Annotated in this window: 16 protein-coding genes; 2 read left to right on the forward strand and 14 right to left on the reverse strand. The window is 47.3% G+C overall.

Going from position 1 to position 14,462, the window contains the following annotated elements:
* Positions 1 to 10: 10 nt before the first annotated feature.
* The 4 genes from H8K36_RS07165 to H8K36_RS07180 all read right to left on the reverse strand — a co-directional run bounded on the left by H8K36_RS07165 (position 11) and on the right by H8K36_RS07180 (position 2,690).
* Entirely contained in the window at positions 11 to 733 is a 723-nt protein-coding gene (locus H8K36_RS07165) for an LrgB family protein (RefSeq protein ID WP_186914404.1), read from the reverse strand.
* A complete protein-coding gene (locus H8K36_RS07170; RefSeq protein ID WP_186914402.1) occupies positions 726 to 1,115 on the reverse strand; it encodes a CidA/LrgA family protein in 390 nt (129 codons plus the stop codon). The genes H8K36_RS07165 and H8K36_RS07170 overlap by 8 nt, the downstream gene beginning before the upstream one ends.
* Positions 1,116 to 1,176: 61 nt before the next feature.
* Positions 1,177 to 1,923, reverse strand: a complete 747-nt coding sequence (locus tag H8K36_RS07175) for a substrate-binding periplasmic protein (protein ID WP_186914400.1) — start codon at positions 1,921 to 1,923, stop codon at positions 1,177 to 1,179.
* Between the two features lie 41 nt (positions 1,924 to 1,964).
* Positions 1,965 to 2,690, reverse strand: coding sequence for a substrate-binding periplasmic protein (locus H8K36_RS07180; protein WP_186914398.1), 726 nt, complete (start codon positions 2,688 to 2,690; stop codon positions 1,965 to 1,967).
* Positions 2,691 to 3,081: 391 nt separating this feature from the next.
* Between H8K36_RS07180 and H8K36_RS07185 the strand changes: the two genes are divergently transcribed.
* Positions 3,082 to 3,330: a hypothetical protein gene (locus H8K36_RS07185; RefSeq protein WP_186914396.1), complete on the forward strand. Its 249-nt coding sequence runs from the start codon at positions 3,082 to 3,084 to the stop codon at positions 3,328 to 3,330.
* Between the two features lie 100 nt (positions 3,331 to 3,430).
* Positions 3,431 to 3,694 carry a hypothetical protein gene (locus H8K36_RS07190; protein WP_222611127.1) on the forward strand — a complete coding sequence of 88 codons (264 nt, stop codon included), beginning with the start codon at positions 3,431 to 3,433 and terminating at the stop codon, positions 3,692 to 3,694.
* Positions 3,695 to 3,957: 263 nt separating this feature from the next.
* Here the strand turns inward: H8K36_RS07190 and H8K36_RS07195 are convergent, their stop codons facing one another.
* The 10 genes from H8K36_RS07195 to narI all read right to left on the reverse strand — a co-directional run bounded on the left by H8K36_RS07195 (position 3,958) and on the right by narI (position 14,451).
* Positions 3,958 to 5,340 (reverse strand): NarK family nitrate/nitrite MFS transporter, encoded by a 1,383-nt coding sequence (locus H8K36_RS07195; protein WP_186914394.1) that lies wholly within the window; start codon positions 5,338 to 5,340, stop codon positions 3,958 to 3,960.
* Positions 5,341 to 5,515: 175 nt separating this feature from the next.
* Complete coding sequence (locus tag H8K36_RS07200) at positions 5,516 to 6,274, reverse strand: Crp/Fnr family transcriptional regulator (protein ID WP_222611128.1); 759 nt, start codon at positions 6,272 to 6,274, stop codon at positions 5,516 to 5,518.
* A 222-nt stretch (positions 6,275 to 6,496) separates the two neighbouring features.
* Positions 6,497 to 7,141: a response regulator gene (locus H8K36_RS07205; RefSeq protein WP_186914392.1), complete on the reverse strand. Its 645-nt coding sequence runs from the start codon at positions 7,139 to 7,141 to the stop codon at positions 6,497 to 6,499.
* Between the two features lie 17 nt (positions 7,142 to 7,158).
* Positions 7,159 to 9,105 (reverse strand): type IV pili methyl-accepting chemotaxis transducer N-terminal domain-containing protein, encoded by a 1,947-nt coding sequence (locus H8K36_RS07210; protein WP_230404310.1) that lies wholly within the window; start codon positions 9,103 to 9,105, stop codon positions 7,159 to 7,161.
* A 43-nt stretch (positions 9,106 to 9,148) separates the two neighbouring features.
* A complete protein-coding gene (locus tag H8K36_RS07215) occupies positions 9,149 to 9,877 on the reverse strand; it encodes a carbonic anhydrase (protein WP_186914390.1) in 729 nt (242 codons plus the stop codon).
* Between the two features lie 31 nt (positions 9,878 to 9,908).
* Positions 9,909 to 10,931: a GTP 3',8-cyclase MoaA gene (gene moaA, locus H8K36_RS07220; RefSeq protein ID WP_186914387.1), complete on the reverse strand. Its 1,023-nt coding sequence runs from the start codon at positions 10,929 to 10,931 to the stop codon at positions 9,909 to 9,911.
* Positions 10,932 to 11,020: 89 nt separating this feature from the next.
* On the reverse strand, positions 11,021 to 12,316 hold the full coding sequence (locus H8K36_RS07225; RefSeq protein ID WP_186914385.1) for a hypothetical protein: 1,296 nt from the start codon (positions 12,314 to 12,316) through the stop codon (positions 11,021 to 11,023).
* A 70-nt stretch (positions 12,317 to 12,386) separates the two neighbouring features.
* Entirely contained in the window at positions 12,387 to 12,839 is a 453-nt protein-coding gene (locus H8K36_RS07230) for a hemerythrin domain-containing protein (protein ID WP_186914383.1), read from the reverse strand.
* Positions 12,840 to 12,879: 40 nt separating this feature from the next.
* A complete protein-coding gene (locus H8K36_RS07235) occupies positions 12,880 to 13,623 on the reverse strand; it encodes a peptidylprolyl isomerase (RefSeq protein ID WP_186914381.1) in 744 nt (247 codons plus the stop codon).
* Between the two features lie 144 nt (positions 13,624 to 13,767).
* On the reverse strand, positions 13,768 to 14,451 hold the full coding sequence (gene narI, locus H8K36_RS07240; RefSeq protein ID WP_186915683.1) for a respiratory nitrate reductase subunit gamma: 684 nt from the start codon (positions 14,449 to 14,451) through the stop codon (positions 13,768 to 13,770).
* Positions 14,452 to 14,462 lie beyond the last annotated feature (11 nt).

Raw genomic sequence — 14,462 nt, forward strand, 5'->3', positions numbered from 1 at the left:
CACGACTATCTCACGAATAAAATAGGCGCAGCAAGATCGGCACCAGTAGTGGCGTTAAGATCGCTGTCATAATGCCATTCAAACCCATCCCGAGGCCAGCGTAGCTACCCATGGTCGAACTCATCTGAAACGCTCTTGCCGTGCCAATACCATGCGCTGACACGCCTAAGGCAAACCCACGCACTTCCGTATTAGTTACGCCAATACGATTAAATACAAAACGTCCCACCATCGCGCCGATAATGCCCGTGGTGATCACTACTACCGCACTCACAGAAGGGATGCCACCGAGCTTCTCGGCGATCGCCATCGCGATCGGTGTGGTTGCCGATTTCGGCCCCATGGCAATCGCCAATTCACGCGAACCATGCATCAAAGCGGTAATGCTAAATGCAGACACAATACTTGTTACAGAACCTAAGACGAGACTGATCCCTAAGGGCAGCAGTACGCGCCGCAAACGATCAACTTGTTTAGCTAAGGGGATTGCCATCGCCACGGTCGCTGGACCCAAAAGAAAATGGATAAGCTGCGCGCCAGAAAAATAGTCGGCGTAAGTCATCTGAGAGAAATGCAGGACACAAACTATCATCGCCACGGCCAACACGACGGGATTCACCAGGGGGTTAAATTGAAAACGTTTGGCGATGGCGAGCGCGATGAAATACGTTACTAGCGTTAAAATCACGCTAAACAAAGGCGTTTGTAAGAAGCGATTCAGCAAATCAAGCATCGTTATCGCCTTCGGTATCTTGTTTCTGATCGGAAGCTGAATCGCTGCTGCGTTGCTGAAAGTACGCGAAGCTCAGTGCCGTCACGATCATCGTCAGCAAGGTGCTAACGACCATCGAGACCACGATGGCCAACCAATGATCACCGATCTGCGATACCGATACCATAATTCCCACACCAGCCGGAATAAACAGCAATGACAAATGCTGCAGCATCGTCATTGCTGCATGTTCCAATTTAGCCAGCAGCCGAGGGAAAGCAATTAGCGTAAAAAAAAGAAGCATCATCCCGATCACTGGTCCTGGGATGGGCAGATCAAATAGACGCGTTACTGCCTCACCGATAAATTGGAAGACCAATAAAACAAGAAAGCAGAACAGCATCTTTATCCTGTAAGGGATCTAGGTGAAATAGGGAAAAAAGGAGAACCGAGGTAAACAGGGATCACTTCGCTTTGGTGTATTGTTGCACGATAGCGTCTATCTTGCCTTCACGCTTCATCTTATCAACACTCGCTTGTAATTTCGCGACTAAATCTTTATTGCTATTGATATTCATCCCAAAGTACAGCGCTGCACCATCATTGAGCTTCATCATGCGCTTCATCGCTTTATCTGGAATACCGAAGGTCTTCTGGTTTTGTTGCATGCCAATTTCGGTATTGGCAACGATGTCAATCTTACCGGCCTTGAGCATGCGCATTTCATCGGTATTGGTATTGAAGATCTGAATCGATGAGCTAGGTACACCCGCTTCCAATAACTCACTCAAAGACGCTTCTTCACGGATCGCCCCAATACGGAAATTGGCGATGTCCTTTAGCGTATGAATTTTTGCCGCAACATCCGCACGAGCGAAGATCCACATACTGCGTGGCAGTATTGGGCCTATCCACACAAACTGCTTTTCTCTTAAAGGGATTCGCGAAATAGTGTAAATCATCGTATCAGGTGTTTCCAACACCGTCTTATACGCGCGAGTCCAAGGCACCAACTGCATATCGCATTTCAACTCAGTATCGGCACACACGGCCTTAAGAATATCAGTGGATACGCCGACTAGCTTATTGTCGCGAATGAAATTATAAGGAGGCCACTCTTCCGTATACGCCTTAAGAACTTGCGCTGAAACGGAGCTCGGGCTAAGCAGGCAAACAAAAATTGAAATCAGTAAGAGACGTAGAGCGAACATAAATTGAGCCTAAGTTTGTGAATGTTAGTTATTCACATCCACTAAAATTTTTTTGTATATTGTTGAACAATTTGCTGAATCCTACCCTCACGTCTGAGTTTATCAACAGCATTTTGTAGTCGTTCAACCAGCACTGGATCGGAGTGAAGGTTCAATCCAAAATAGATGGAACCACCATCGTAGAACTTCATCACACGTTTAACTTTGTCATCTGGAATTTGAAAATTTTTCTGATTAACGGCCATACCGATCTCTGTGTTGACAAGCACATCAATCTTGCCGAGTTTGAAGGTGCGTATCACATCATTATTCGAGTTAAACAAAACGATAGCCTCTTTAGCGACACCTGCATTGAGTAACTCATCGGCCGATGCCTCTCCTCGGATCATACCAATTCTCAGAGCACTCAAATCTGACATGCTGTGTAGCTTGTTTTGCACTTCTGGACGAGCAAAAATCCATGTCGTACGCGGCAACACGGGGCCGACCCAAATTAACTGCGATTCGCGTGCGGGGGTCTTCGCGATGCCGTAAATTAAGGTATTCGTTGTTTCTTGAACGGTTTTATAGGCGCGTGCCCAGGGAACTAATTGGGTTGAACACTGGATTTTTTCGACTGCGCAAGCCTCACGCAAAATGTCCGTCAAAATTCCTGTAACGACACCTTCCTGCTGGTAGTTATAAGGCGGCCAATCCTCTGTATAAGCTTGTAGTTCTTGAGCACTTGCAAACTGTGTGAAAAATAAGCTTGCTCCTGCAACTGTCATAGACAGACGCAAAATGCGAGACCTTATCTGACGCCACACGCTAGCACCCACTTCACTCTTCTCCGAGGCAGAACACTCGATATATTTAATCAAGGCATTATGGCACAAAATTTTTCACTACCTCATGAACGAGAAAAGAAGTCGCCGCTATAAGAGAAGTATGATGTTTCTCACCAACAATATGCAGCTATTTGGCCACTCCCTTGCTTCAATTGATGCCAATCGGTCTGCTTCAGCGCACTTGCATCGCCGAAGATCAGATTTCCATCACAGCCTACCAAGACTAAAAATAGGTTTATTTCTCTAATCGTGATGGATGTCACATTTTCGTCGCCCCCTCATGGTTACTATCTTATCCAATGCTTACACCACACTTAACTAAGGACCTATCGTGAAATCCAATGTATTCGCCAAACTCTTTAAAAACCTGCGTTCCATCACGCCAGTGTTTGGTTCGGCAATAGTAGGAAGCACAAAGGCAAGTCGAGCACAAACAGCCTTGGTCAATTTGATCAATTCACCATCGGCTTTTAGCGAATCCGAACTGAGCAATGATTTCAGCCCGCTGATGCACCAAGCTCATATTGGCAATGCACTTCGCAGCCTCAGTTCACATCTCACGGGAGCAAGCCCAGCTTGATATCCTCAGCGAGATCACAAAAGACCCGTACGCTAATCATAGCGCCGGGTCTTTTTTTCAATCCAAACAAGGAATTCAACACATTTTTTAAAGGAGATACATGTTCAGAGTGTATTGGACAGAGCAAGAAACATTAGAAGCACAAGGAGTACAAGTGACACCAACTAACCATGTTTGTTTCAAAGATTTCGATTTACAACAAATGAGCATGGCATTGCAGTTTGCCGAGACACTCCGATGTCGACAGCGCGCAGGCGACGCCATAAGACATATCACGATGTCATCAGAAAACCCCGATTCCGTTGGTACGCCAGGCGTATCCAGTCCATCATCAAGCTATAATTGGAAAAAACGTCGAATCTAAGCCGATTAATAAACCACTGCACCTACAAATCTAGTCTTACACTGCACATGTTACGACTTGTCTATGACTAATTATTTGAGCACCATTTACCATAAGCAACTATGATTGTCTTTGGCAAAATGCTGCTTCAAATTGCGACTATGCCGACGCTCGTTAAAGGCAAGCCTGTTCGCTCTACTTCACCCAATACGCTCAAATAAAAAGCAGCGTTGACATCAACGCTGCCGCAAAGTCTTCAAAGAGACTCAAAAAGGTACAATCAATTAACAAGGCATTTCCGCACCTTTGCGTGAATAGAACCACCAGGTCACGATCATGCAGCTTAAATAGAAAGCGATAAACGTGTACAGTGCCATGTCGGGTGCACCAGTGATCTTGATCGATGTACCAAATCCTTGCGGGATGAAAAAGCCGCCATACGCGCCAATGGCTCCGGAAAAACCGAGTACAGCTGCCGATTCCTTGGCTGCGTCAAGTCGGCTCTGGCGCAAGACCGCTTCACCTTTACCCGCCGCTGCACGTTCCCGTTCGGTTTGGAAAATCACTGGGATCATACGGAATGTCGAACCATTGCCTAGGCCCGTGAGAATGAACATGGTAATAAATGAATACAAGAACACCGTGAATTGATGATCATGTAAGGCCGGCAAGATTCCAAGCAGTATGGTTGCAGCCATCGCCGCGAAGACCCAAAACGTGAGGCGAGCACCACCAATTTTATCCGACAAAATTCCACCAATCGGGCGCGCCAAGGCGCCAGCCAAAGGTCCTAAAAAGGCAAACTTCGCTACTTCTACTTCCGGAAACTGTGCTTTGATCAACATACCGAAGGCTGCCGAGAAACCAATGAAAGAACCAAAAGTACCGATATATAACCAGCACATCAACCAATTATGCTTGCGCTTGAAAATGATTGCTTGATCAGAAAACGACGCTTTCGCCGAAGCGATATCATTCATACCAAACCACGCTGCGATGGTCGCTACCACGATGAATGGTACCCAAATGAAGCCCGCATTGGACAACCAGAACAGTTGATCTGCATTGGTTTTAGCATTGTGATACAGATAGCCATCACCTGAAATTGCCGTTCCAAAAACTGCGGAAGAAATCACCAATGGTGCAACGAACTGCACCACCGAAACACCAAGATTACCAATACCGGCATTCATGCCCGTCGCGTAACCTTTGCGTGTCTTAGGGAAGAAGAAGCTGATATTGGCCATGCTCGAACTAAAGTTACCGCCACCAAGACCACAAAGCAAAGCCAGTGCAAGCAATGTTGAATAACTAGTAGTTGGGTCTTTCAGGGCGAAGCCCATGCCGATCGCTGGAATCAAAAGACTGGCTGTCGACAATGCGGTAAAACGACGCCCGCCGACGATAGGTACTAAGAAGGAATAGAAAATACGTAGGGTAGCGCCAGATAGCGCCGGCAACGCCGTCAGGAAGAACAGCTGATCCTTGGTAAACTTGAAGCCTGCCTTATCGAGGTTTGCGGCGACCACACTCCATAACATCCATACCGAGAATGCCAACATCAAACTGGGAATTGATATCCAAAGATTTCGATTCGCAATACTGCTTCCTTCTTTCGCCCAAAAACTAGTATCCTCGGGTTCCCATCGACTTAACACTTGTCCCATTTTAAACTCCTCTTTGTCACATCTGATTTATCGAAGCGCGACCCTGTAATTACAAATAGACCCAGGGCATAACATCAGATTAGAGAAGTAAAGGCGGAATGAAAATTCTTCCTTCGGACATCGATTCACCGCAGAAGTAGTGGTGAATAAGCCAAAAGAACTAGAAAGATTCTAGTCAATGTGTTGAGGAACTCAATTGCGGGCTACGGTAGTGGGTGCGAGTCGCTTTGCTATGACTGAGTTCTTGCTCATTATAAAAACGAAGGAAATCCTGTAAAGAAGAAAGCGAGAAGATATTAATCCTAGATGCACGCACTTCTATCAAGCCTTCTTCAACCAATTGTTGCAACATGCGCGAAAACGTTTCGGGCGTTAAATTCAGAATCGACGCTACAACATTTTTCTTGAGTTCAAGCCGAATTTCCGTGGTCTCCTGCACCTGCGCGGTTTGCATTAGATAGTCCACCACACGGTGCATCGCATTATGGCTCGATTGCCTTTCCAGATTTCGGATAAATCCTAATAAACGATAGGACAATCCCTTCATCATTTGACGAGCGATTGAAGGAGACTGCTCAAGCAATTTGAACAAAGATTTTTTGGAGATTTTTAAGAATAGTGAAGACTCTAGTGTCTCGGCATAAAATGGATACGGTTCTTCCAAAAAAACCATCGCCTCACCAAAACATTGACCAGGTCGAATCAACTCAATGACTTTATGACTACCTGAAGAAGTTGGTATCGCCAATTTCAGCAAACCGTAGACCATGATGTAGCAGGCATCAGCTGTATCGCCTTTTTGGAACAAACTCAATCCCTTATCGAGCTCAATCTTGATGACTTCGCGCTTCAGACTCTCTAATTCGAATGGCGAAATTCCCTGAAACAGCGCTTGGTTAACGAGCAGCCCATCGAGGGTTCCCTGATTTATCATTTGTGCCTCCTACGACAATCTGTTTTACCGACCATTCGCACGATTGCTAGAATCTGCACCAATCAGCTCTGCCATCGTGACAAAGCCAACTGACGCCAAAAACTAGTAAATACTGCTTTGATCGTAGTTAAATATGAATCTAAGTGTAGGAAGTTTTAATGATGGCGCCTATAGTCCATTCGACGTATAAGCGTCAGGTATTTGGTGCTAGTCGACTGCTCACTATTTGTCCAAACCATGCTCCACCGCATACACAGCAATTTGTACGCGGCTGGTGAGGTTCAATTTCTTTAAGATATTTTGGACATGAATTTTGACTGTACTTTCAGCAACATCAAGGTGTCTAGCGATTTCCTTGTTGCTTTCTCCGCGAGCCAAACACACCATGGTTTCACGTTCTCGTGGTGTCAGTTTTTCTTTCTCAGTCGAGGGCGTCAAGTTCTGCCCCGAACGGAACTGCATGATCAATTTCCCTGTCATTGATTCGGCAATCACAGCCTCGCCTGCCGCCGCTTTCTTGATCGCAGAAGTCAGGTAGTCAGCCTCAATATTTTTGAGCAAATAGCCGCGCGCACCATTGCGTAAAGCAGTGCTCAAGTCTTCCGCCTCCTCAGACACAGTGAGCATCAACACGGCTGTCGTCGGCACATCTTCGACGATCAATTGCATCGCTTCCAATCCCGACAAACCAGGCATGTTTAAATCCATCAATACCACATCGGGCTTGAGTTGTTTTGCTCGCTTGACACCTTCCAAACCGTCAGCTGCTTCACCCACGATTTCAAACTCAGGGTTACGTTGCAAAATCAGACGTATCCCGCTTCGGAATAGGGTGTGATCGTCGACCAATAGTACCTTAATGCTCATATGTTCTTTTCCCTTGTTTAAGCGACCATGCGTTCAGTGCGCTCTAATCTGAGCAAAATCATTGTGCCCTGGCCGCGCTGACTCTGGATATCAAATTGTGCCGACAAGCGCTGCGCACGTTCTTGCATAATTCGTAGTCCGACGTGACCATCGCCCTTGCTTTGCGCATCTTCCATTGCAAATCCTGCACCATCATCCATGACACGCAAAGAAAAATCACGTTCATTTTCAACCTCCACTTTCACTTGCCCTGCTTGCGCATGCTTTCGTACATTCGACAAAGCCTCTTGCAATATAAATAGAACTTGCAGTTGTTGCTCCGGTGCCAAACGCGCGCCATTGCCTCGAAAATCGATGGTCGCGTGAACTCCGGTTTGACGTTGAAATTTCGCTACAACGTTACGCATCTCCCCCTCAAGATTACTGTCTTGCAAACGGGTGCGGAAGTTGAGCAATAGTTCACGTACATCTTCATAACTTTCTTGCACACCCGCCCTCAGCAGAGGTGAAATGTCAGCGATCTCAACCAAATCACCACGCTTTAGTGCATCGTCGAGCATTTGTACTTGTAGATTTAAAAAATTGAGCCCTTGCGCAATGCTATCGTGCAAGCCTTGGGCTAATAGATTGCGCTCATGTGATACCGCAAACTCTTTCTCTTTGGCGATCAACCTTTGATTCTCAATCGCTGCGCCGAGATTCTTACCCAAGGTTTCCAGTAAGCGCCGTTCTTCGGCTGTGACCAAGCGTTCCTTCAGGAAGTGCAAGGAAAATGTACCTAATACCTGATCACGCGCCATGATCTGAAACACTGCCAATGAAACATAGCCTTCTTCAGCACATCGGTAGCGTTTTTGCTGATCCAACATGCGGAAATCACGCACGAGAATCACGCCTTGTTGTGTCGCTGCCCCACACAAGCAATCATCCTTCTTGATGCAATGTTCTTGTTCTATCATGTGATCCGGCACACCTTCATGCACAGTGATATGCATGTTATCGCTATGTTTATCAAGAATACGCACAGTACCACCATCGGCATGCATGCGTAGCATAATTCGATGCAGGAAACCACGGCACAGTTCTTCAATCGCATGCGGGCCCGCAAGAAAGCCTGCAATTTCATACAAAGTACTCATTTCGTGATTTTGCGCTTGCAACTTTGCAGTCTTTTCTAAGACCCGCTCTTCAAGCGTTCTATGTACGCCTTGCACGTGATCTGCCATTTGATTAAAGGCTTGGGCCAATACGCCGAATTCATCTTCAGATTCTATTGGCAAACGAACGTCAAGTTCATCTTGACTCATCTTAGCAATGCCAGCACGCATACGCGTCACTGGCCCAACAATCCACAAATACAGCAAGTACAAGAGAGCAACGCTAGCCGCTAAGGACATAAAGATCAGCGCGGTCTGACATAAGCGCAACCAAGTCGTTTTCTCTGCAAGCTCGACTTCAACTAAGGACACGAGTCGATTAATACTGTCGACAAAACTCGGCAGTTTTTTAAGATAGATATCCAAAGCCTGCTGCTTTTTCTCGCCTTCAGCTAGACGCATCACCTGTTCAAGCTCAGGTCGCATCAGGTTCTCCCACACCTCATCCACTTGCCGCGCCTGCGCCCGTATTGCTTCAGTTTGAGGCAAAAATAAAGGTCGTCGTGGATCACCTTGCTGTAAATCCTGCAGCACACGATCAAACTCCGCTAACTCACGAGGTGCAGAATATTCGGGCATAGGATGTCCAATCAACTGCACCAGTCGATAAGAGCGCATACGCAAACTACCTGCTTCATTGATCGCAGCACCTCCCCCTTCCAGTTGCCAAGATAAGAGCAAGGTGTATGCAATCGCTGCGAGCGTCAACAACAAACCAATAGCAGTCATCAACAAGATGCGAAACGTCAAGCGCTTCCCGATGGGAATCACCTGTGCTCCAACGCCCTGTTTTACATTCATTTTCATAGGAATCCTTATGCTCTCAAACTGTCAACGAAATAGTAGCATCTTAAATCTCCAAAATCGCTGCGCTCATCGTGGAACAGGCTTCTTGCTCCAATAATCTGTCATGCGCCTCGGCATGACTCACTCCCAAGGGGCAAACCATAGGCAGAAAAGTATCTGTTCGATCGGAATAGGCCAGTAAAGAACCATGCGTCATATCGAAGTACCAACCATGTAATGCGAGTTGACCGGCGTCTACACGTTCTTTGACCCAAGGAAAACTCCGCAAATTATTGAGAGACAAGATAATCGCTCCCAACTCACAAGCATGATTTTGCACATCCACACTGCAATGAGAGAGGCGACTCAACACTTCCTTTTTAACGGGCTCAACAATACGCATCCAACGACCGATGAAATCAATTTTACGACTTGGCTTGTAGCCCTGCATTAGTGCACGTATGCCACCACACTTTTCGTGACCCATGACGATAATACGTTGTACCTGTAGCGCTTCAACAGCAAACTGTATCGCGGCACTAACACCTTGCTGATTACCTGTCTCATTGCAGGGTGGAACCAGATTGGCCACATTGCGAATCACAAAAATATCACCAGGATCGCAATCGAGTAGCAGCGCAGGGTCGACGCGCGAATCACAACAGCCAATCAAGAGTGTGGTTGGGCTTTGCCCGCCACTTAATTTATCGTAGAGTTTTTTCTCGCCAGAAAAATACTTAGACTGAAAGCGCTGAAAACCTTCAATAAATTGGTGAATATTTCTTACTTCCATAGTTCTATCCCTGCCTCATACACATCACACGCTAACCGCCAGTTTGCGACATGAATCGTAACACTTGATACGGCTTGTTCGAGAATTCATGACGTTCCGGTTTCAGCTCTATGGCTTCGATCAACAATGCTTCTAAGTCGTCTTCGGAAATTCCGCTTCGCAAATACGGTCGCAAGGGAAATGCGGCTTCTTGACCTAAGCACATATACAAAGTGCCATCAACTGCAAGCCGCACCCGATTGCAACTGGCGCAGAAATGCTGACTGATAGGCGAGATAAAGCCTATCGTCGCTGAGCCGTCTCGTGATTGCCAATAACGAGCGGGGCCACCACCGAGTTCCTTCACAACAGGTACTAAATCGAACTCTCGTACTAATTGATCTCGAATAGGCCCAAGGTCGCAGTACGCACTAGCCTGGCCCGTGCTACCCATCGGCATCGCTTCTATAAAACGTAAAATAAAACCTTCTCGCATACAAAATGCGGTCATACGACTTACTTCATGATCGTTGATACCCCGCATCACGACCATATTCAATTTAATCGGTTGAATGCCCACTTGCTTTGCGCGTTGCAGGCCGCGCAAAACTTGTTCGAAACTATCACTGCCTGTAATCTGCTGCACACAGGCGCGATCTAAACTATCTAAACTGACGTTAATGCGTCCGACGCCTGCATCAAATAGTGCCTGCGCGTGTTTCTCTAGCTGCGTGGCATTGGTCGATAAAGAAATGTCCTCGAGTTCGCGATGGCTCGCCAAAGCCGCGACCAAATCCGGCAGTTTACGCCGCAACAAAGGTTCTCCTCCAGTCAGCCGTACGCGTTTCACCCCAAGACGTCCGAATGCGGCGACCACTCTTTCAATTTCAGCGAAACTGAGCCAATTCTCGGGTTCTTCGAAACCTCGAAATCCCTTGGGCATGCAATAACTGCAACGCAAATCGCATTTATCTGTCACCGACACGCGCAAATAGTCAACATGACGCCCAAAGCGGTCACGCAAGCGGTGCTGATTCGTCAAGGCTGAGTTCGATTCGATGATATTTGTATCCATGCTGCCATTGTGCGCAGCTTGGTCTTCAACCACAATTGGTCAGCAAGCTAAATCATCTAGTTCTTTTGGGGGATAAATTTTGATTGGGATCAAGTTTTGACAGTTCCCAGTAGATAAATTCTCAGATGCTGACGAAATTGAAATAGGCATTTCAACAACAAAACAGCAAGAAAAGCTTGTGATATCGCGAAAAGAATACCACCCGCGATGCGAAACAATGATGGGAGCATAGGAAGCAAAAGTAGGCTCATGAGACTAAGTATTAACAAGTGCGCCTGCCATTTCAAGTACTTCGGTGGCAAGATCAACTGCATGCTGGGAATGCGTTGTCCCATAGGAATTGTCCGTCTTAAATGCAGAAATACCAGAAACGGAATGATTTTCCCCAACATCGCATTCACTGCGCACACGCCACCGCCAACCAAGACCAGCACACCAATCATCCAAGGCATACTATTTACCACGGACTCTGGCAAAACAGACGTGGCATGCATACACAGTAAACTCAATAGTGCAGCCAGTAGACCGCTGGTGGTACACAGCAGCCACAAAGGCCAGGCCGCATCGAAGCGTCGTTTCGCCTTCAGTACGTGGCGCAAAGCGAAGCAAAGCAAGCCACAAACGAAAACCAGAACAACAGTCAAAATCACTGTTTGCAAAGAATCCGACCAGGTCGCGCTGAACAACAGTAAGCCAGTCCAGATCGGAACCGGTGTGAATCGATGCCAGACTGGTGCCGGTCGTGGGCACTGCCAAAACATCGGAAACACAGTGGTGGCGACACCAAGAATAAGACAGGCTAACCAACCGATCAAAGCCCATGCCACATGGAGACGCAGAACCGACAGTAAATCTATCGTCCACCAGCCGAGTAAGCTGGCGAGTAAGCCCAAGCCAAACGAGACCAGCGAAAACAATGGCAAAGCAATCGCACGGAGGGTAAGTAAGCTTGCGTCGCGATGCGGTGGTAAGCGCATCGCCATGCCCGCATCGAACAATGCCATCACCACTGCAGAAAACAACACGGCAGCTAGGCCAAACGCCAGACTAAAAGAGAAACTGGAATGGTAATAGAAAGCGTAGCTTAGGCTCAATGCGATCGCGCTCGAACCTAATGCTAAGAACGGTGCAATATAGCGCGATAGGCGAACCGCTTGCCCACCGACAACGGGAAATAATTGAAATAGGGCGCCTATCATCACCGGTGCCAACATTCCCAACGCGAGGATATGTGTCAAGCTAAGAACTATGGGAGAGAAGCGGTGCGGCAATCCTTCACCGGGTGCGATGGCTAGCATCACGCCTGCCAACACGCCGAGCCAAGGGGCGGGGAGGAGGCAACCAAAAATGATTGCCGGTCGCGGTGCTAAGTCATAATTCAGCATCGGCTATTTTTCGCCATTTGATCCGCTAGGCAATCGTTTATGCCGCGTAGTAAGCAATGATTCAGGCGCTTCAGGCAGCGCAGGAGCAAACACCACCACAACCACCGAATCCCAAAATGCGGTTCAAATGTGGAATGCTACCGCCGCACATCGGATACAAGATGTTTTCTTCCTTGACGTTGTGCTGTTGAATCAAGACATTCATCGTATCTATGCTGGCGCGCGCCGCGTTGGCATCCGCGGCTTCAATTTCTTGCATTAATTGATCTCGCAAAGAACGAATTTCAAGGTGCTCTGCCCGCATTACAACAGTGGGGCCGTCCCTCATCCCCGTCGCACTTTCAAAGGCAGGAAACAGACGCTCTTCTTCAATCCGGAAATGGTCTTCTAACTGCTCATTGAATAAGCGAAAATTGCGCCCAGCAGATGCGAAGTCTTGCTTATTCAAAGCGACTTCCACACGATTAAGTTGATCATCACACTCTTGGTGCTGTTTCACCAATTTCATCATTGCTTCTGACATGATTCTTCCTATTATTACTATACGGTTGCTATGCCAATCATCATTGCACCAAGGGGCTTGACGCGCCATCCAACTGAATACCGGTAATCTGCGCCTGCCCCACCACTACTTTCAAGTACTGTTGCAATGCACGGTCGTAACTCGCTCTTTGCATGGAATCCGCGATCTGATTCTGAACTTGCTCAAACGGCACCAGACGGCCAGCGACTTTGCGTCCCAGCTGTATGATATGCAGCCCAAAACGAGTTTCGACGAGGCGGGTGATGACGCTATGCGCAGCTGCACTGAAAATAGCTTTTTCGAATTCAGGAACAGTATCACCATGACCCAATTGCCCTAAGTTGCCACCCACTTCTGCGGAAGGACAATTCGAGTATGTCTTCGCCGCCTTAGCGAATTCACTGGGCTGTGAAATCAATTCATCTAAGACAGACTGTGCTTGTTGCCGCAGCGCATCGAGGTCGACGTTAGCTGTCACTTGAAACAGAATATGATTTACCTCGACCAATTCACCAACCAGAAAACGCGGTTGATGTAGATCGTAATAACGACGACATTCTTCTTCGCTTGCGTCCGGCACTTTCAATTCTTGTGCCAACAAGTCTTCGATTTTTTGCTCATCGTCACCGCTAAAACCATCTTCATTGGCCTTGTCTACCAACACACGGCGCAAGACCAATGCCGTCATGGCACTCTTGAGCGGATCAACTGCCCCTTGATGTTGGGGCAATTCTTGCTCCATCTCAGCATCGCTGAGTTCGTAATTGTTGACGATGACGGGCATGATGGCCTCCTATTAAATTCTAAACTTCTCAACGCACAGGTACAGAGAAACCAAAGAAACATCTCAATTGAATCCACAATTTTCTCGCCCATCTACAATACTCTGCACTTCTTGGGAAACTTCTTCGCATAAGGCTTTCTTAAACTATCTCGAACGCACTAATTGCCATGCGCGACTGAGATATCCGACCGAAGCAAAGCCACTCCATACGTGAACCAGACGTGTGAAAGGGAAGATCACAAACAAGGTCAAGCCCATGAACAAGTGCGCTTTGAACAAGAGTGGTGCGCCTTCAATAAAACTCGCTGCGTCACCACGGAAAGTGACGATATGTTGAGCCCAGGTCATGAGCAACACCATCATGTGACCATCACGGTGTTCGAGAGATTCGAAGATGGTGGAGAGGCCCAAGCCGAGCGTGACCAAGATCCATAGCAACAGTACTTTATCGCCAGTTTTGGTGACCGCAGCAATGCGTGGCTCTGTCAAACGACGATGTAACAAAATCAGTAAACCGAACAGACACAAGCTACCAAAGCTACCGCCCATCACGATTGCGATCATTTGTTTAAAGCCATGACTCACTCCCAAGGCATCCCACACACTAACGGGTGTCAACAAGCCGACCAAGTGGCCGAAGAACAAACCGAGCACGCCGATGTGGAAACAGATATTCCCGAGGCGCAAATTGCCAGTTTTCAGCATCTGCGATGAGTCGCTCTTCCACGTATATTGTTCGCGTTCGAAACGCGCCAAGCTACCCAGTAAGAAAATCGCCAGCGCGATGTAGGGGTAGATACCATATAAAAATTGATGTAAGTAGTCCATCATAAACTCCT

This window comes from Affinundibacterium nitidum (assembly GCF_014284155.1).
Lineage (GTDB): Bacteria > Pseudomonadota > Gammaproteobacteria > Burkholderiales > Burkholderiaceae_D > Undibacterium > Undibacterium nitidum.